The sequence below is a fragment of the Isoptericola sp. NPDC019571 genome, assembly GCF_044389385.1.
GTDB classification, from domain to species: domain Bacteria; phylum Actinomycetota; class Actinomycetes; order Actinomycetales; family Cellulomonadaceae; genus Isoptericola; species Isoptericola nanjingensis.
This window is the reverse complement of sequence record NZ_JBIRXZ010000001.1, coordinates 627,783-645,094: the sequence shown is the minus strand read 5'-3', so window position 1 is coordinate 645,094 and position 17,312 is coordinate 627,783. Positions and strand designations below refer to the sequence as shown.

The window sequence follows — 17,312 nt, the reverse complement described above, 5'->3', positions numbered from 1 at the left end:
GTGCTGGCCGTGCGCCCGGGCCTAGACCCAGGTGAGGCCGCCGCGCCGCCACTCGTAGACGAACGGCACGGTGATGAGGGCGAGGAACGTGAGCATCGCGACGAGGCCGAAGCCGGCCAGCACGGCGAAGTCCACCGCCCACGGGTAGAGGAAGACCACCTCGATGTCGAAGACGATGAACGTCATCGCCACCAGGTAGTACTTGACCGGGAGCCGGCCGCCGCCGACCGCGTGCGGCGTCGGCTCGATGCCGCACTCGTAGGCGTCGAGCTTCGCCCGGTTGTAGCGCTTGGGCCCGATGACGGCGCTCGCCGCCACGCCGCCCACGGCGAGCACCAGGGCCACGCCCATGAGCATGAGGACCGGCACGTACGGGTTCGTCATCGCCGGTCCCCCGTCCGCACGGCCGCACGCTTCTCGACCTCGTGCATCTCGACCACTCCCTTGTGCTCGTGTGCGCTCATGCTCTGCTGGCCTCGCCCGATCGTCGTGCCGCGCTCATGCCGACGGGACCACCCTCGTGAGCCCCGCGATGACCCGGTCCACCCAGTCACCGCCGCGCGGCTCGTAGCAGTCGGACAGCAGCTTGAGCACGAACCGCATGACCACCGGCCGCGGCAGCCCGTGCTTCACGCAGATCCGCATGATCTGCGGGTGCTCGATGAGCCGCACGAACCAGCGGCCCAGCGTGTAGTAGCCGCCCAGGTCGGCCCGCATCCGGTCGGCGTACGACGCGAGCGTCCGCTCGCGCGCGTCGTCCGTGGCTCGGGTGCGCGCCTGCGCGATCGCGTCGGCGGCGACCCGGCCCGCCTGCAGGGCGTAGGCGATGCCCTCGCCGTTGAACGGGCTGACCATCCCGGCCGCGTCGCCCACCAGCACCGCGCCGTCGCGGTACAGCGGGGTGCGGTTGAAGCCCATCGGCAGCGCGGCCCCGCGGACCGGCCCCACCTGGTTCTCGGGGGTGAACCCCCACTCGGCGGGGGCGTTGCGCATCCAGGCCCGCATCATGCCCTTGTAGTCGTGACCGTTCGCGGACTGCCGCGCGGGGGTGGAGCTCACGGACCCCAGGCCGACGTTGGCCGTGCCGTCGCCGAGCGCGAAGATCCAGCCGTAGCCGGGCAGCAGGTTCGAGGCGCCGGGCGCGCCGTCCCACAGCTCGAGGTGCGACTCCATCCACGCGTCCTCGTGCCGGGAGGTGCCCTCGGTGCGGAAGTACGTGCGCACCGCCGTGCCGAGCGGGCGGTCGTCGCGGCGGGCGACACCGAGCCCCGTCGCGAGGCGTGAGGAGACGCCGTCGGCGGCGACGACGACGGGCGCCCGGTAGGTGGTCTCGGCGCCGTCGGCGCGCCCCCGGACGTCGAGGGCCTGCGCCCGCACGCCCAGGACGCGGCCGTCGCGCTCGTCGAGGACCGGTCCGGTCACCTTGGTCCGTTCGAGCAGCTTGGCGCCGCTCGCCTGCGCGTGCTGCGCGAGCCGGTGGTCGAGCGACGTCCGGGCGCGGGCCATGCCGTAGCCCGGGTACGAGTCGACGTCGGGCCAGGGCAGCTCCCACGACCGGGCGCCGGCGACCACGCGCAGGCCCTCGTTGCGGATCCACCCGTCGTCCTCGCGGGTGCCGAGCCCCATGCGGGCCAGCTCGCCGACGGCGCGGGGCGTCAGCCCGTCGCCGCACACCTTGTCGCGAGGGAAGGAGGCCTTGTCGAGCAGGAGCACGTCGAGGCCCGCGGCGGCGCACCAGTGGGCCGTGGACGAACCGGCCGGGCCGGCGCCCACGACGATGACGTCGGCGTCGTCGACGCGACCTGACCGCACGTGCTCACCTCGCTCCCTCGAGCGCCCCGGCGACGGTGCCGGAGTCGATTTGTGAACCCCATCACAACTCTTGCGAGCACTCTAGTCACGTTCTGGCGGCGCTGTGTAGGAAGGCAACCCTTCCTTCGCCCGACGACGCGCCGCCGGGCCGCGGGACGGCGCGTCCCCGCAGGTCCCGCAGGGTGCCGCCGTCGGCATGTCGCGGGGTGCGTACGACGGCGGTCGTGCCTACGGTCGTGCGCACGACCCACGACAACGACCGCCGGACGACCCGGCAGCACGACCCGGCAGCACGACCATCAGGGAGGCGTGACACATGAAGGCAGGACCGGCATTCGTCGTCGGCGCGGCACTCGGCTACCTGCTCGGCACCGAGAAGGGCCGGCAGCAGCTCGACAAGGCCAAGGACTGGGCGACGGAGACCTGGAACGACCCGCGCGTCCAGGCCAAGGTCTCGGACGTCACGAGCAGCGTGACCGAGTTCGCCAAGGAGCAGGGCAGCACCCTCATGGACCGCACGGCCGGCAACTCACCCAGCTGACCACGATCTGTTCGGCAGGGGGTGGATCAGGTCGGCACGTGACGTTGCCGAGCTGATCCACCCCCTGCCGAACGGACGACGACCGACGGTCAGTGTCAGCGGGCCGCCGAGACCTCCGCGTCGTCGAGGTCCGCGCCGTAGCGCTCCTTCTCGATCTCCTTGAGGCTCTTGCCCGCGGTGTCGGGCGTCCAGACGACGCCGATCACCAGCGAGGCGACGAGCAGCGCGACCATGATCCCGCCCACGAAGGGCACGCCCTGCTCGGCGAGCATCGTCGGGAACAGGTAGCTCAGCAGGCCGACCGCGATGCGGGCGACGAAGAACAGCACGCCCTGCGCCGACGCGCGGTACGCCGTCGCGAAGAGCTCGGCGGTCCACAGCGCGTAGAACGCCTGGGCGCCGATGCCGGCGGACACGCCCCACAGGACGGCGTACGCGATGAGCAGCGGCATCGAGACGTGCGGCACGAAGGCGAGGATCATCCACGCCGCGACGGCCATCACCGCGCCGATGCCGTAGAGCAGGCGGCGGCTCACCCGGTCGCCGTACTTCATGAAGCCCCAGAACGTGGCCGCCGACGTCAGGCCCCACACCAGCACCTGCAGCAGGTTCTGCGCGACGGCGCTCTCGACGCCGGCCGTCTGGTAGACGCGCGGCATGAAGATGCCGGCCTGCCCGGCCACCGTGTTCCACAGGGCGTAGACGCCGACGAGGAACAGCAGCGCCTTGACGTTCTGCGGGTGCGAGATCAGCTCGCGGAAGCCGCGGCGCTTGCGACCGAGCGCGACCTGCTTGGCGTTGGACTCCTTCCAGACGTCCGACTCCGCCAGCCCGCGCCGCACCCACCAGGTGACGAACGCGATGACGAACAGGTGCGCGAAGATGATGCGGCTGCCCAGCAGGCCGAGGGGGACCAGCGCCGTCGCGAGCACGAAGCCGACGAACGGGCCGAGCGACCACGCGAGCTGGGCGGTGCCGACGTGCCTGGCGCGCTGGTCGTCGGGAGCCTCCTCCGCGATGTACGTCCACGCGACGGGCACGCCCGCGCCGACGGCGACGCCCGTGAGCACGATGCCGACGAACAGCATCCACGGGGCGCCGGCGAACACGATGAAGGCCGTGCCGAGCATGTAGAGCAGCAGGTCGTAGGTGTAGATGAACTTGCGCCCGTACCGGTCGCCGAGGGGGCCGCCGATCATGGCGCCCACCGCCGCGCCGAACGCGTTGGCGCTCAGGGCCGCGGCGAGCCCGACGGCGAGGTTGCTCAGCCCGAAGTGCTCCTGCCAGAGCGTGAGGCTGGTGGCGAGCGCGATGATCGAGCCCGCCTCGATGTAGTTGGACATCGCGACCGCGACCGTCGCCCGGTAGCCGTGCAGGCGGGTGCCGCCGCCCGCCGTCGCGCCGTGTGGTGTCGTCATCGACCGTGCCTTCCCTGCGTACGTCGTCGTGCCGATCGTCTTTGAATCGTTTCAGGATCGGATCGACGATACGCCGGGGCCCGCGAGGGCGTCAAAGCCCGAGGTGGGGACCGCCCGACGGCGGTCAGGCCGGGCGCACGGCCCGGTGCAGCGCCACGATGCCGCCGGTGAGGTTGCGGTACGACACGCGGTCCCAGCCGGCGTCGAGGAGAAGCCGGCCGAGGGCGGCCTGGTCGGGCCAGCCCCGGATGGACTCGGCGAGGTAGTCGTACGACCCGCGGTCGCGCGTCACGGCGCCCGCCACCACCGGCAGCGCGCGCATCAGGTACTCCATGTACACCGTGCGGAACGGCGCCCACGTCGGCGTCGAGAACTCGCAGATCACCACGCGACCGCCCGGCCGCACGACGCGCAGCATCTCGCGCAGGGCGGCGTCGGTGTCGACCACGTTGCGCAGGCCGAAGCTGATCGTCACGGCGTCGAACGCGGCGTCCGCGAACGGCAGCCGGGTCGCGTCGCCGGCGACGAAGGACAGGTCGGGGCGACGCTCCTTGCCCACCGCGAGCATGCCGAGGCTGAAGTCGGACGGGACCACCAGCGCGCCGTCCGCGGCGAACGGCTCGCTCGACGTCCCGGTGCCGGCCGCGAGGTCGAGCACCCGCTCGCCGGGCACGGCCGCGACGGCGTCCACCACCGCGCGCCGCCAGCGCCGGTCCTGCCCCAGGGAGACGAGGTCGTTGACGAGGTCGTACCGCTTCGCGATCCCGTCGAACATCGACGCGACCTCGGCGGGCTTCTTCTCCAGGCTGGCGCGGGACATGGACGTCATGCTCCCACGCACGGCCGCACGCACCGAGGCCCGCACCGAGGCCGCACCGTTGACGGTGCGCGCGCCGGTCGCCTAGCGTCGCCGACAGAGGACGGCGCGGTGCCGTCGCTCCCTGGATCGGCAGACAGGACCACTGAGCCGGCGCGACGCGGCGCCGCTCCCCGGTGCCGCCGCCATGGAGGCACCGATGAGCACCTGGATCAAGAACCCGCTGGCCGTCTTCACCGCCGACGACGCACCCGGGGCGCCCGACGCCCGTGGCGGCGTCGTCGTCACGGACGGCGTGATCACCGAGCTGGTCGCGGCGGGGGCGAGCCCGTCGACCCCGGTCGACATCACGTTCGACGCGTCCGAGCACGTGATCACACCCGGTCTGATCAACACGCACCACCACTTCTACCAGACCCTCACGCGCGCCTGGGGGCCGGTCGCCGACGCCGAGCTCTTCCCCTGGCTGACCACGCTCTACCCGGTGTGGGCGCGCCTCACGCCGCGCGCCCACGAGCTCGCGACGAAGGTCGCGCTGACCGAGCTGCTGCTGTCGGGCTGCACCACGGCCGCCGACCACCACTACGTGTTCCCGGCGGGCCTGGACGACGCGATCGACCTCCAGGTCGCGGCGGTCCGCGAGCTCGGCATGCGCGCCACGCTGACGAGGGGCTCGATGACGCTCGGCACGGACGACGGCGGCCTGCCGCCGCAGTCGGTGGTGCAGGACCCGGACACGATCCTGGCCGACTCCGAGCGGCTGATCTCCACGTACCACGAGCGCGGCGCCGGGGCCCGGATCCAGATCGCGCTGGCGCCGTGCTCCCCCTTCTCCGTCACGACCCAGAACATGCGCGACACCGCCGAGCTGGCCGAGCGGCACGACGTGCGCCTGCACACCCACCTGGCCGAGACGATCGACGAGGAGGACTTCCTGCGCGAGCGGTTCGGCATGCGCACCGTGGACTACCTCGAGTCGGTCGGCTGGCTCACCGACCGGGCCTGGCTGGGCCACGGCATCCACTTCGACGACGCCGAGATCGCCCGCCTCGGCGCGGCGGGCACGGGCGTGGCGCACTGCCCGACGTCGAACATGCGGCTCGCGTCGGGCATCGCGCGCGTGCTGGAGCTGGAGGACGCCGGCGCGCCGGTGGGCCTCGGCGTGGACGGCTCGGCGTCGAACGACGCGTCGACGATGATGCCCGAGGCCCGCCAGGCCCTGTACCTGCAGCGGCTCAAGTACGGCGCCTCGGTGCCGGTGGCGCGCGCCCTCGGGTGGGCGACGCGCGGCTCGGCTCGCGTGCTGGGCCGCGACGACCTGGGGGTGCTGGCCGTCGGCAAGCAGGCCGACCTCGCGCTGTGGCGGCTGGACGAGCCCCGCTTCTCGGGCTCGCACGACCCGGTCGCCGCCCTGCTGCTGTGCGGCGCGGACCGCGCCGACCGGGTGATGGTCGGCGGCGAGTGGCGCGTCGTCGACGGCGCGGTGGTCGGGCTCGACCTGCCCGCGCTTCTGGCCGAGCACCGCGAGGCGGCACGCCGGCTCGTGGCGGGCTGAGCTCGCGGCAGCCGCAGATCCACCCCCGGGAGGGGTTGACACAGATCACCCTTGCCGGTCGAATAGTGGAAGGCTTCTTCCGTAGGCCGGAAGAAATGACCATCGATAGCGAACGAGGAGGTCCGCTATGTCACGGTCCGCATCCCCCCGGGCGGCGGCGACCAGCCCCGCCCGCCCCGAGGACGAGCGTCTGCCGCTCGGCGCCACCATCGGGTACGGCTTCCAGCACGTCCTCACGATGTACGGCGGCATCATCGCCCCGCCGCTCATCGTGGGTGGTGCCGCCGGCCTCACCTCGGCGGAGATCGGCACACTCATCGCCGCCTCGCTCTTCATGGGCGGTCTCGCGACGATCCTGCAGACGGTCGGGATCAGGTTCTTCGGCTCCCAGCTGCCGCTGGTGCAGGGCGTGTCGTTCGCCGGCGTCTCGACCATGGTCGCGATCGTCGGGGGCGGCGGCGGGATCCCCGCCGTCCTCGGCGCGGTGCTCGTCGCCTCGGCGATCGGGTTCCTCATCACGCCGTTCTTCGCCCAGATCATCCGGTTCTTCCCGCCCGTGGTCACCGGCGTCGTCATCACGACGATCGGACTGACCCTCATGCCGGTGGCGGCGAACTGGGCGATGGGCGGCAACGCCGAGGCGCCCGACTACGGCTCCACGAGCAACATCGGGCTGGCGTTCCTCACCTTCGCCATCGTCGTCCTGCTGTCCAAGGTGGGCTCGGGCGTCGTGTCGCGACTGTCGATCCTCATCGCGATCGTGGCCGGCACGCTGATCGCCCTCGCCCTCGGCATGGCGGACTTCGCCGGCGTCGGTGAGGGCCCGGTGGTCGCGTTCCCGATGCCGTTCAGCTTCGGCGCCCCGACGTTCGAGGTCGCCGCGATCGTCTCGATGCTCATCGTCATCCTGGTGACGCTCACGGAGACGACGGCGGACATCATCGCCGTCGGCGAGATCGTCGGCACTAAGGTGGACCGCAAGCGCATCGCCAACGGCTTGCGCGCCGACATGGCGTCGTCCGTCGTCTCGCCGGTCTTCGGCTCGTTCACGCAGTCGGCGTTCGCCCAGAACGTGGGCCTGGTCGCGATCACCGGGGTGAAGTCCCGCTTCGTGGTCACCGCCGGCGGCGGCATCCTCGTGGTCCTGGGCCTGCTGCCCGTGCTGGGCCGCGTCGTGGCCGCCGTCCCGACGCCCGTGCTCGGCGGCGCCGGCGTGGTGCTGTTCGGCTCCGTGGCGGCGTCGGGCATCCGCACGCTCGCCAAGGTCGACTACAAGAACTCGATGAACCTCATCATCGTGGCGGCGTCCATCTCGTTCGGCATGATCCCGATCGCGAAGCCCGACTTCTACGACCAGTTCCCCACGTGGTTCGGCACCATCTTCCACTCGGGGATCAGCTCGGCGGCGCTCATGGCGATCCTGCTGAACATCCTGTTCAACCACATCAAGGCCGGGACGCCCGAGAACCCGTCCGTCTTCGTCAAGGGCACCGCGAGCAAGGCCGTCGACGACGAGCAGCTCGAGGACCTCGCCGACGACGGCGTGCTCAACCGGTCCAACCGCCGGAAGGGCGAGGCGACCTCGAGGTGAGGTCGTCCGGCAGCACACGAGGCTGACCCACGCACCGTGAGCGGGGCGTGGCGGACCGTCGGGCGTACCCTGGAGCCGATGTCCGCCACGCCCCTGCCGGCGCCGCGCCCCCTCCCGGGCACGACCACCGGCACCAGCCCCGATCCCGCGACCGAGCCCCTCGCGCTCCTGGTCCGCACCTCCCGGATCGACGACCTTCCCGGCGGCCTCACCGCCCTCGTCGACCTCCTGCCGGACACGCGCCCGCTGAGCTGGGTGCGGCGCGGTGACGGCATCGTCGGCTGGGGCGAGGCCCTCCGCTTCGACACCTTCGGGCCCGGCCGGTTCGCCGACGCCGAGGCCGCCTGGCAGGCCACCCTCCAGCGGGCCGTGGTGCGCGACGACGTGCGCCTGCCCGGCACGGGACCCGTCGCGTTCGGCACGTTCGCCTTCGACGACGCGGGTCAGCTCGACGACCAGGACGGCGACGACGCGGGCCACCCGCGGCCGGACGGGTCGCTCGTCGTGCCGCGTGTCCTCGTCGGCCGCCGGGCCGGCGTCACCTGGATGACCACCATCACCCCCGGCGCGAGCCTCGACGCCGCCCCCGGCATCGCCGCGCTGCGCCGCGAGCCGCGCACGGAGGTCGTCGCCCCCGGCCGCGTCCGCTTCGCCGACGGCGCCGTCGGCGCCACCGACTGGCCCGCCGTCGTGCGCGAGGGCGTGGCCCGCATCCAGTCGGGCGCCCTCGAGAAGGTGGTGCTGGCACGCGACGTGCTCGCCACCACCGAGCACCCCCTCGACCCCCGCTGGCTGCTGCGCCGCCTCGCCGACCGCTACGAGGCCTGCTGGACGTTCTCCGTCTCCGGCATGGTCGGCGCCACCCCCGAGCTCCTGGTGCGCAGCGAGAAGGGGCTCGTCACGTCCCGCGTGCTCGCGGGCACGATCCGCCGCGAGGCCGGGATGTCCGACGACGACGCGCTGCTGCACGCGGCGCAGCTCGCCCGGTCCTCCAAGGACCTCGAGGAGCACGAGTACGCCGTGCGCTCCGTCGCGGCCGCGCTCGAGCCGTTCTGCTCGTCGATGAACGTCCCCGACGCCCCGTTCGTCCTGCACCTGCCGAACGTCATGCACCTCGCGTCCGACGTGACCGGCGTCCTCGACCGGGGCCACGACGCCACCGGGCGGGCGCCGTCGTCGCTCACGCTGGCCGCCGCGCTGCACCCCTCGGCCGCCGTCTGCGGCACGCCGACGAACGTCGCCCGCGACCTCATCCGCGAGATCGAGGGGATGGACCGGTCCCGCTACGCCGGTCCGGTCGGGTGGGTCGGGGCCGACGGCGACGGGGAGTGGGGCATCGCGCTGCGGTCCGCCGAGCTCTCGGCCGCGGACCCGCGGCACGTCCGGCTGTTCGCCGGCTGCGGCATCGTCGCCGCCTCCGACCCGGAGGCCGAGCTCGCCGAGTCCGAGGCGAAGCTCGTGCCCATGCGCTGGGCGCTCGGCGCGGACTGAACATTCCGCGAGATAGAGAACCCCTTTCGCCGAGACAGAGAGGCTCGGACGAGGCCGCAAGTGCTGCGGCCTTGTCCGAGCCTCTCTATCTCGGCGAAAGGGGTTCTCTATCTCGCGGTCAGCCCTCCCAGACCTGCTCGCGGAAGCCGGACCAGACCTGCCTGTCCGAGGTGGCCCCCATGAGGCCGATCCGCGCGTCCGTCAGACCGAGCAGCATCTCGACCGGCGACGCTCCCGCCGCGATCTTCTCCCCCAGCTCGGCCCAGTCGTCGCCGTCGGGCAGGTCCGCGTGGATGGACGAGATGTACATCTGCGCGTCGCCCTCCATCGACACGTAGTCCGCGTCGGTGACGGTGCCGCCGACCTTGCCGTCGTTGTCGGCGTAGGTCTTGAGCCAGAACCCGGGCACCTTGACGTAGTCCACGTCGATCCGCAGCGCGTCACGGCGGGGACCGCCGTTCGTCACCGGCACGTTGACCACGTCGATGCCGTTGATGCCGGTGAGCGGGAGCTGCAGGTCCCGCGTCTCCAGCTCGCCGTCGACGGAGAACACGTTGGCGTCCTCGCGCGTGCCGCAGTCCCCCGGCAGCGAGACGTTGATGTCGTAGTCGCCGCCGAACGTGATCCGCGCGCAGGGGCCGAGCTCGAGCTTGAACTCCTTCTCGACGTCGTCCTGCGCCTGCTCCTCGGCCGGGGTGTCCTCGTCGGCCTTGCCGCCCTTGTCGGCGTCCTTGCCGTCGGCGTCCTTCGCATCGGCGTCCTTCGGGGCGCCTCCCTCTGCGTCGGTCGGGTCGGCGGCCTCGCCGCCGGCCGTCCCGTCGCCGGCGGACGCGCCGTCGTCCGTCGCCGCGGTGCCGCCGTCGTCGGTCGCCTCGCCGGAGCCTCCGGCGTCCTCCGACGCGGACGGCGAGGGGCTGGGCGTCGGCTCGGCCTCGTCGTCGCTGCCGCAGGCCCACTCGAGCCAGCCCAGCGGGTCCCAGCAGTCCGACGCCGAGCGCACCTGCGACGCGGGCGCGGCGGCCGCCTCGACCGTCGTCGCCCCCGTGCTCCCCAGCGCGAGCACGACGACCGCGGCGGCGACGGCCACGTGCCGCCCGCCGCGGGCGGGCTCCTCGTCGAACGGCAGGATCTCGGCGAGGCCGACCTCCTGCACCTCGCGCGGGTCCGCGGGCACCGCGGTCGCGGCAGGGTCGGACGACGCCGCGGGCGCCTCGTCCGTCCCGCCGTCCGTCGCGCCGTCCGTCGCCGTCCCCGCCTCGGCGTCCTCGGCGGCGGGTCGCGGCATCCACGACACCGCGAGGATGCCGCCCACGACGCCGAGGACCATGCCGACGCCGAAGCCGCCCAGGTTCACGCCCAGCAGGGAGTAGACCGAGATCGCCAGGGTGATGACCCCGTAGAACACCCGGAACTGCGGCTGGGTCGTCACCAGGACGCCGAGGAGCACCAGCGCCACGGGCAGCAGCGTGGACTGCATGCCCTCGATGCCGAGCTGGATCTCGAAGTTGTCGATCTGCAGCCGGCCGGAGAACCACAGCACCACACCCGACAGGGCCACCAGCGTGCCGCCCCAGAAGGGCCGGCCCCGCCGCCAGGCGGCGAACCGCTGGCGGCGGGTGGCCGGCACCTCCGGGGTCGACGCCACGGACGGCTCAGCGGTCGACCCCGTGGACGCCTCGGGGATCGAGGTGTTCTCGTCGTCGCTCACGCGTGATCTCCCTGGTCGCCGGGGCCGCTCAGAAGCACTCGGTGCCGTCGGAGATCTTGAGGTGCAGGTCGGTGAGCGTGAAGACCGCGGCCGACGTGCTCGTCGAGACCTGCTTGAGGTCGTCGATGGTGATCGCGTCCGAGTCCATGGCGAAGTCGCCCTTGCTGCCGTGCGCCTTCGTGTTCACGGTGGAGGCGTCGACGCCGATCCGGATCTGGTTGAACTGCGCGGTGCCGCGCAGGTCGCTCATGCCGATCTGCAGGTCGGTCGCCTTGACCGGGTTCTTGGGGTCGGTCCCCGCGGAGATGAGCAGGCCCAGCGGCATGCCGGGGACCTTCACCGACTGGCACAGGTTGTGCAGCGTCGCGTCCTTGATGTTGGCGATCGCCACCGGACGCGACTTGCCGTCGGCGTCCTTGGACTCGCCGGCGTACTGCGAGAATCCGGTCCCGTCGAGCTTGTCGGCCGCGATCTTGAACTGCTGGCCCGAGATCGCCATCGACACCGGGACGGCGCCCTGGGCGACGCCGCCCATGAGGACGCCGATCACCGCCACCGTCGGGACCGCCGCGAGCATCGCACGGCCTCGACGCGTGCGCGTCAGTGCGCTGAGCTTCATTTCCCCTCCACCAAGACGACATGGCGACCCCTGTGTCGCCGACGAGTGGCGACGGTACGCCCCTTACTGAGGCGGCGTCAATAGCAATGGTTGCCCGCGGCGCTTCACCCTCCGGGCGGCGCCGTCACCTCGCGAGACGGCCATATGCTCGGGGCATGGCAGCCGCGCGACGCACCCGGATGAGCCCCGACGAACGCCGGCAGCAGCTCGTCGCGCTCGGCGTGGCGGCGCTGGCCGACCGTCCCCTGGAGGCCGTCACCGTCGAGGACCTGGCCGCCCAGGCCGGGGTCTCCCCCGGGCTCGTCCACTACTACTTCGGCAACCGGCAGGGCCTGCACTCCGCCATCGTCCGGACCGCGCGCGACGCGATGCTGCACGCCACGCAGCCGCGGCCCGAGCTGCCGCCGCGCGAGCGCCTCCGCGACACCCTCGACCGGTTCGTCGAGTTCGTGCACGACCACGACGCGACGTTCTACTCGCTCGTGCGCGGCGCGGCGTCCGGCGACGAGCACGTGCGCGCCACCATCCAGCACGCGCGCGACGTGCTGGCCGGGCACCTGCGCGACGCCTTCCAGGAGATCGGCGTCGCCCCCACCCCCCTGCTCGAGGTCGCGCTGCACTCGTGGATCTCGTTCGCCGAGCAGGCGCTCGTCGAGGCCGCGACCGACCCCGAGATCTCGCCGTCCGACCTCGCCGACTTCCTCGAGCGCAGCGCGCTCGGCGTCCTCGCCGCCCTGCACCCCTCGGCCGGCTGACGGTGGCGGACGCCGTGAGCGGGCATCTGGCCCTGTTCCGGTCGCGGAACACGGCCAGATACCGCTCACCACCCCCCGAGTGGTCCGCGGACGACAAAGCCCCGCGGACCGCGACGGGGAGGGGGGAGTCGTCGCGGGCCCGCGGGGCTGCTGATGCGGCCGGCCGGATGCGCGTGCCGGCCGGCCGCGGCTCGGTCGCGGCTCAGTTGTTGCCGCTGCCGCCCTGGAGCAGGTCCTCGAGCCAGCCGGGCAGGTTCCCCGGGTCCGTCGAGTCGGAGCCGCCCTGGCCCTGCTCCTGGTCCTGACCGTTCTGGTCACCCTGGCCGTCCTGGCCGTTCGGGTCCTGACCCTGCTGGTCGTCCTGGCCGTTCTGGCCCTGGTCGCCCTGGCCGGTCGTGGCGGACTCGTCGCGGACGGCGAGGGTCACGTCGACGGTCTGCGTCTTGCCGTCGCGGACGTAGGTCAGCGTGACCTTCTGGTTGGCCGCCTTCTCCCGGACGTACGCCGTGAGCGACTCGGCGCCGTTCACGGAGTCGTCGTCGATCGCGACGATCACGTCGCCGGCCTGGAGGCCGGCGTCCGCGGCGGGAGACCCGGACGACACCTCGACCACCTTGGCGCCGCGGCGCGTGACGCCGTCGGCCGTGGCCGTCGCGTCCTGCATGGTCACGCCGAGGAACGCGTGTTCCGCCGAGCCGTCCTTGATGAGCTGGTCGGCGATGTTCGACGCGAGGTTCACCGGGATGGCGAACCCGAGCCCGATCGAGCCGGACTGCTCGCCGCTCATGCCGCTCGACATCGTGGCGATCGACGACGTGATTCCGATGACCTGGCCCTGCGCGTTGAACAGGGGGCCGCCGGAGTTGCCGGGGTTGATCGCGGCGTCGATCTGGATCGCGTTGGTGACGACCTGCGTGCTGCCGTCCTCCCCCGACGCCGAGACCGGGCGGTCCACGGCCGACACGATTCCGGTGGTGGCCGTGTTCGCCAGGCCGAGCGGGTTCCCGACGGCCAGCACGGCGTCGCCCACCGTGACGTCGTCGGACGAGCCGAAGGACGCGGGCTTCAGGTCGTCCGGCGGGTTCTTCAGCTTGACGACGGCCAGGTCGGTGGTCGGGTCGGTGCCCACGATGGTCGCCTCGTACAGGCGGCCGTCGGACAACGTGACCTGCACGGTGTCGTTCTGCGCGCCCGAGACGACGTGGTTGTTGGTGACGATGTGGCCCTGGTCGTCGTAGATCACGCCGGAGCCCTCGGCGCCGCCGGCCTGGCTCTGCACCTGGATGGCGACCACCGACGGGGCGACGGCCGTCGTGACGGCCTCCCAGTTCGGGTTGTTCGACGTCGAGTTCTTGACCGGGGCCTCGTCGGTGGCCTGCGAGCTCGCGCCGACGTTCGCCAGCGACGACGGGTTGCCGGCGTCGAACGCGCCGGTCGCCGCCGCGGTGCCGAGGCTCGCGAGGACGGCCGCGATGACCGCCGCGCTGGCTACCGGGACCCAGACGGACCGCTCGCGCTTCGTGGCGGTCCCTCCCCCGGGTCCCTGCTGCGGGGACGTCTGGTTCAGGCCGTAGGGGTCGCCCGGGCCCTGGCCGTACGGCTGGCCCTGCGGGTGCTGGCCCTGCTGCTGGTGCTGCTGCTGCTGCTGGTACTGCTGCGGCGCGCCCTGCGGGTGCTGGGACTGCTGCTGCGCGTAGTACGGCGACCCGGCCATCTGCCCGTACCGCGGCTGCTGCGCGCCGTACTGCTGCTGCGACGCCTGCTGCGGAGCGGGCGGCTGCGGGGGCCCCTGCTGGGGCGCCCCCTGGGTGGGGAGCTGCTGGGTCGGCTGCACGGTGAGGTGCTGGGTGTCCTGCGTGGCCGGCTGCGACGCGGTGCGGTCCGCGGCGCCCGGCTGCTCGGCCGGCCGCTCGGTCGGCCGCTCAGCGGGGTTCTCGCTCCGGTTCGGCTCGTCGGCGCCCGACGGCTGCGGTGCGCCCGGGGTGTCGGTGCTCATGGTGCCCTCCTCGATGTGTGCCCCTAGGAGACCACCCCATCCTGGCGTGGTGCTTGGCTCAACCTGAGAACTTCCTGCGAATCGTGACGGCGCAGGTCAGAGCGTCTCCCGCACGGCGTCGGCGACGCGCGCCGCGAGGTCCCGCGTCTCGGACAGCCGGTCGGCGCGCGAGACGTGCACCTCGATCACCTGCACGCCCCGCCTCGGCGCCTGCAGGGCGTGCCGCAGCGAGCCGACGTCGAGCACGAGCTGATGGTCCACGCCGTACCCGGCGCACAGCTGGGCCAGGTTCGCTCCGTGCGGGGTGCCGAAGACGCGCTCGAAGGTGGCGGTGCCCCGCGCGGACGACGTCGCGAGCTCGCCGTGCTCGAGGGTGGCGAAGATGGACCCGCCGTCATCGTTCACCACGACGACCTCGAGGTCGACGGGCGGCTCGTGCGGCCCGCGCAGCAGGCCGCCGGCGTCGTGCAGGAAGGTGAGGTCGCCGACCAGCGCGCGGGTGCGGCGGCCCTGGCGGGCGGCGGCGTGCGCGACGCCCGCCGCGGTCGACACGGTGCCGTCGATGCCGGCCAGCCCGCGGTTGGCGAGCACGTCGGGCAGCTCGCCGGCCTGGGGGTGGTCCAGCCCGAGCACGAGGTCGAGGTCCCGCACGGGGTTGGACGACCCGACGACGAGCAGGTCGTCGGGCCCGAGCACGGACGCCACGGCGCGCGCGACGGCGAGAGCGGCGTGGGGTGCCGTCAGCAGCCCCTCGGCGACGGCGGCGTCCGCGGTCGCGGCGTCCACGACGGCGGCGGCCGCGCGTCCGGCGGCGCGCCACCGGTCGAGGAACCCGCCGTCGCCCTCGGAGCCGGCCCCGACGGGCGTCGTCGGCGACGACCACCGGTCGGCGAGCGCAGGGACGACCAGCTCCGCGTTGCGGGCGGCGTCCGGCCACGGCCCGCCGTCGGGCGCGACGACCGTGACGACGACGTCGGGCCGCCCCAGCAGCCGTTGCACGGGGCGGGACAGCGTCGGGCGTCCGAAGACGACCACCTGCTCGACGTCGCGGGTCAGCTCCTCGACGCCCAGCACCGAGCGGTAGGCCGCCACCGCGTTCGGCCCGCCGCACGCGCCCGACGACGGCTCGGCGAGCAGCGGCCAGCCCTGCGCATCGGCGACGGCGCGCGCGACCGGCCCGGCGCCGTCGCCGGCGACGACGAGCGTGCGAGCCGGGTCGCCCTGCAGGGCCGGGTCCCCGCCGGGGCCCGGGGCGGGCGGGGCGACGGTCGTGCGGCGGAAGCCGGCGGGCCAGGTCTCCGCGGGCGGGAGCGGGGCGAGCGGCACCGGTGGGTGCAGCGGGTCGCGGAACGCAACGTTGACGTGCACGGGGCCGGGGTGCCGGTCGCGCAGCCCCTGCGCCGCCGCGAGCGCCCGGCCGAGCGCGCCGAGCAGGTCGCGCACCTCGCCGTCGCGCCCGTCGGGGGCGGGGAGGTCCACGGCGTACCGCACGGCGGTCCCGAAGATCCCCACCTGGTCGGTCGTCTGCGAGGCCCCGGTGCCGCGCAGCTCGTGCGGGCGGTCGGCGGCGAGCACCACGAGGGGCACGCCGGAGTGGTGGGCCTCGAGGACCGCGGGATGGAGGTTGGCCACGGCGGTGCCGGAGGTCGTGACGACGGCGACGGGGCGCGGCACCTGGACCGGCTCGCCGCCCGCGTGCCGGAGCAGGGGCTCGCTGCCGCGCGCGAGGCCCAGCGCGAGGAAGCAGGCGGTCCGCTCGTCGACGCGCACGTGCAGCGTGAGCAGGCCGGCGTCCGCGGCCTCGGCGAGCGCGTACGCGAGCGGTGCCGACCGGGAGCCCGGAGCCAGCACGACGTCCCGCACGCCCTGGAGCGCGAGGTCGGCCACGATCGCCCGCGCCGCGACGATCGACGGCGGCAGGGCGGCGCTCACGCGGCCTCCTCGAGCAGGGCCGACAGGCGGGCGTACCTGGCCAGCCAGCGGTCGCGCGTGCCCGGGTCCGGCTGCGCCACGGCGAGGGCGGCGGGGTCGGGCGCGGGGCGGCGCACGGGCAGCGCGCCGTCGACGGGCAGGAGCGGGTCGGCGACGACGTCGTGGACGAGGAGCTGCGAGGTCGCGAGGCCGCACGCGTAGGGCAGCTCCGGCAGCGCGGCCGCGAGCGCCACGCCCGCGGCGAGCCCGACCGACGACTCGAGGGCCGACGACACGACGACCGGCAGCCCCACCCGCTCGGCGAGGTCGAGGCAGGCGCGCACGCCGCCCAGCGGCTGCACCTTGAGCACGACGACGTCCGCGGCGTCCTCGCGCACCACCCGCAGCGGGTCCGCGGCGCGGCGGATCGACTCGTCCGCGGCGACCGGGACGGGCGAGCGCTGCCCGCGCCGGACGGCGGCCAGCTCGGGGACGGTGGCGCACGGCTGCTCGACGTACTCCAGGCCGCCCGCGGCGGCGTCGAGCACGGGGATGCGCGCGAGCGCCTCGTCGGTGGTCCAGCCGCCGTTCGCGTCCACGCGGACGGCGGCGACGCCCGGGCCGTGCAGCTCGTCGAGCGCGGCGCGGACGGCGGCGACCCGGGCCTCCTCCGCCTCCAGCGGCTCGAGCGCGCCGGGGCGTCCGGCGATCGACGGGTCGCGCTGCGCGACCTTGACCTTGGCGGTCCGGCAGCCACCGGACGCGAGCACGATCTCCCGCGCCCGCTCAGGTCCGACCGCCGGCACGGTGACGTTCACCGGCACGCGGTCGCGGACCGGGGCGGGGAAGCCGACGTCGGCGGCCTCGCGCGCGGCGCGCAGCCAGGTCGCGGACTCCGCGTCGTCGTAGTCCCAGAACGGGGACAGCTCGCCCCAGCCGGCGTCGCCCCGCAGCAGCACGCCGTCGCGCACGTCGAGGCCGCGAAACCGGGTGGTCAGCGGGGTGCGGTACACGATCTCACGCAGCAGCTGCACCCGTTCAGGTTACTGGCCGGCACGGGAGCCGGTCGCAGGACGCGGGCACGCCAGGACGCCGGGT

The 17,312-nt window shown here is 73.7% G+C and carries 14 protein-coding genes; 5 read left to right on the top strand and 9 right to left on the bottom strand.

Annotated elements, in window-relative coordinates; genetic code table 11:
* Nucleotides 1-21 precede the first annotated feature (21 nt).
* Together ACH443_RS02940 and ACH443_RS02935 are read right to left on the bottom strand one after the other, a co-directional pair.
* The gene (locus ACH443_RS02940) at nt 22-384 is read right to left on the bottom strand and encodes an NADH-quinone oxidoreductase subunit A (RefSeq protein ID WP_429735904.1); all 363 of its coding nucleotides are present in this window, start codon (nt 382-384) and stop codon (nt 22-24) included.
* A 114-nt stretch (nt 385-498) separates the two neighbouring features.
* Nucleotides 499-1,812, bottom strand: a complete 1,314-nt coding sequence (locus ACH443_RS02935; protein ID WP_430589426.1) for a geranylgeranyl reductase family protein — start codon at nt 1,810-1,812, stop codon at nt 499-501.
* A 316-nt stretch (nt 1,813-2,128) separates the two neighbouring features.
* On the opposite strand from ACH443_RS02935, the gene ACH443_RS02930 reads away from it, so the two are divergent.
* Nucleotides 2,129-2,353, top strand: a complete 225-nt coding sequence (locus tag ACH443_RS02930) for a YtxH domain-containing protein (RefSeq protein WP_430589425.1) — start codon at nt 2,129-2,131, stop codon at nt 2,351-2,353.
* A 95-nt stretch (nt 2,354-2,448) separates the two neighbouring features.
* Here ACH443_RS02930 and ACH443_RS02925 read toward each other — a convergent pair whose 3' ends face one another.
* Together ACH443_RS02925 and ACH443_RS02920 are read right to left on the bottom strand one after the other, a co-directional pair.
* Nucleotides 2,449-3,771, bottom strand: coding sequence for an MFS transporter (locus ACH443_RS02925; RefSeq protein WP_430589424.1), 1,323 nt, complete (start codon nt 3,769-3,771; stop codon nt 2,449-2,451).
* Between the two features lie 124 nt (nt 3,772-3,895).
* Nucleotides 3,896-4,591 carry a demethylmenaquinone methyltransferase gene (locus ACH443_RS02920; RefSeq protein ID WP_430589423.1) on the bottom strand — a complete coding sequence of 232 codons (696 nt, stop codon included), beginning with the start codon at nt 4,589-4,591 and terminating at the stop codon, nt 3,896-3,898.
* A 196-nt stretch (nt 4,592-4,787) separates the two neighbouring features.
* Between ACH443_RS02920 and ACH443_RS02915 the strand changes: the two genes are divergently transcribed.
* The 3 genes from ACH443_RS02915 (at nt 4,788) to ACH443_RS02905 (ending at nt 9,225) form a co-directional block, all read left to right on the top strand.
* The gene (locus ACH443_RS02915) at nt 4,788-6,143 is read left to right on the top strand and encodes an 8-oxoguanine deaminase (RefSeq protein WP_429764926.1); all 1,356 of its coding nucleotides are present in this window, start codon (nt 4,788-4,790) and stop codon (nt 6,141-6,143) included.
* Nucleotides 6,144-6,270: 127 nt separating this feature from the next.
* Nucleotides 6,271-7,734: a nucleobase:cation symporter-2 family protein gene (locus ACH443_RS02910; protein WP_430589422.1), complete on the top strand. Its 1,464-nt coding sequence runs from the start codon at nt 6,271-6,273 to the stop codon at nt 7,732-7,734.
* 78 nt (nt 7,735-7,812) lie between these two features.
* Entirely contained in the window at nt 7,813-9,225 is a 1,413-nt protein-coding gene (locus ACH443_RS02905) for an isochorismate synthase MenF (protein WP_430589421.1), read from the top strand.
* A 118-nt stretch (nt 9,226-9,343) separates the two neighbouring features.
* On the opposite strand, the gene ACH443_RS02900 is transcribed toward ACH443_RS02905, so the two are convergent.
* Both ACH443_RS02900 and ACH443_RS02895 read right to left on the bottom strand, forming a co-directional pair.
* The gene (locus tag ACH443_RS02900) at nt 9,344-10,933 is read right to left on the bottom strand and encodes a DUF6114 domain-containing protein (RefSeq protein WP_430589420.1); all 1,590 of its coding nucleotides are present in this window, start codon (nt 10,931-10,933) and stop codon (nt 9,344-9,346) included.
* A gap of 28 nt (nt 10,934-10,961) precedes the next feature.
* Nucleotides 10,962-11,552, bottom strand: coding sequence for a DUF6230 family protein (locus ACH443_RS02895; RefSeq protein WP_429764934.1), 591 nt, complete (start codon nt 11,550-11,552; stop codon nt 10,962-10,964).
* Nucleotides 11,553-11,707: 155 nt separating this feature from the next.
* Between ACH443_RS02895 and ACH443_RS02890 the strand changes: the two genes are divergently transcribed.
* Nucleotides 11,708-12,307, top strand: a complete 600-nt coding sequence (locus ACH443_RS02890; RefSeq protein ID WP_429764936.1) for a TetR/AcrR family transcriptional regulator — start codon at nt 11,708-11,710, stop codon at nt 12,305-12,307.
* A gap of 202 nt (nt 12,308-12,509) precedes the next feature.
* Here the strand turns inward: ACH443_RS02890 and ACH443_RS02885 are convergent, their stop codons facing one another.
* The 3 genes from ACH443_RS02885 to ACH443_RS02875 all read right to left on the bottom strand — a co-directional run bounded on the left by ACH443_RS02885 (nt 12,510) and on the right by ACH443_RS02875 (nt 17,248).
* Entirely contained in the window at nt 12,510-14,303 is a 1,794-nt protein-coding gene (locus ACH443_RS02885) for a S1C family serine protease (protein ID WP_430589419.1), read from the bottom strand.
* Between the two features lie 96 nt (nt 14,304-14,399).
* A complete protein-coding gene (gene menD, locus ACH443_RS02880; protein WP_430589418.1) occupies nt 14,400-16,235 on the bottom strand; it encodes a 2-succinyl-5-enolpyruvyl-6-hydroxy-3-cyclohexene-1-carboxylic-acid synthase in 1,836 nt (611 codons plus the stop codon).
* Nucleotides 16,232-17,248, bottom strand: coding sequence for an o-succinylbenzoate synthase (locus ACH443_RS02875; protein WP_430589417.1), 1,017 nt, complete (start codon nt 17,246-17,248; stop codon nt 16,232-16,234). Before ACH443_RS02875 ends, menD begins: the two co-directional genes overlap by 4 nt.
* Nucleotides 17,249-17,312 lie beyond the last annotated feature (64 nt).

Excerpts from the sequence above, each read along its gene's own strand:
- ACH443_RS02940 (WP_429735904.1), bottom strand. The coding sequence starts at position 384 with ATGACGAACCCGTACGTGCCGGTCCTCATGCTCATGGGCGTGGCCCTG.
- ACH443_RS02930 (WP_430589425.1), top strand. The coding sequence starts at position 2,129 with ATGAAGGCAGGACCGGCATTCGTCGTCGGCGCGGCACTCGGCTACCTG.
- ACH443_RS02925 (WP_430589424.1), bottom strand. The coding sequence starts at position 3,771 with ATGACGACACCACACGGCGCGACGGCGGGCGGCGGCACCCGCCTGCAC.
- ACH443_RS02920 (WP_430589423.1), bottom strand. The coding sequence starts at position 4,591 with ATGTCCCGCGCCAGCCTGGAGAAGAAGCCCGCCGAGGTCGCGTCGATG.
- ACH443_RS02915 (WP_429764926.1), top strand. The coding sequence starts at position 4,788 with ATGAGCACCTGGATCAAGAACCCGCTGGCCGTCTTCACCGCCGACGAC.
- ACH443_RS02910 (WP_430589422.1), top strand. The coding sequence starts at position 6,271 with ATGTCACGGTCCGCATCCCCCCGGGCGGCGGCGACCAGCCCCGCCCGC.
- ACH443_RS02905 (WP_430589421.1), top strand. The coding sequence starts at position 7,813 with ATGTCCGCCACGCCCCTGCCGGCGCCGCGCCCCCTCCCGGGCACGACC.
- ACH443_RS02895 (WP_429764934.1), bottom strand. The coding sequence starts at position 11,552 with ATGAAGCTCAGCGCACTGACGCGCACGCGTCGAGGCCGTGCGATGCTC.
- ACH443_RS02890 (WP_429764936.1), top strand. The coding sequence starts at position 11,708 with ATGGCAGCCGCGCGACGCACCCGGATGAGCCCCGACGAACGCCGGCAG.
- ACH443_RS02885 (WP_430589419.1), bottom strand. The coding sequence starts at position 14,303 with ATGAGCACCGACACCCCGGGCGCACCGCAGCCGTCGGGCGCCGACGAG.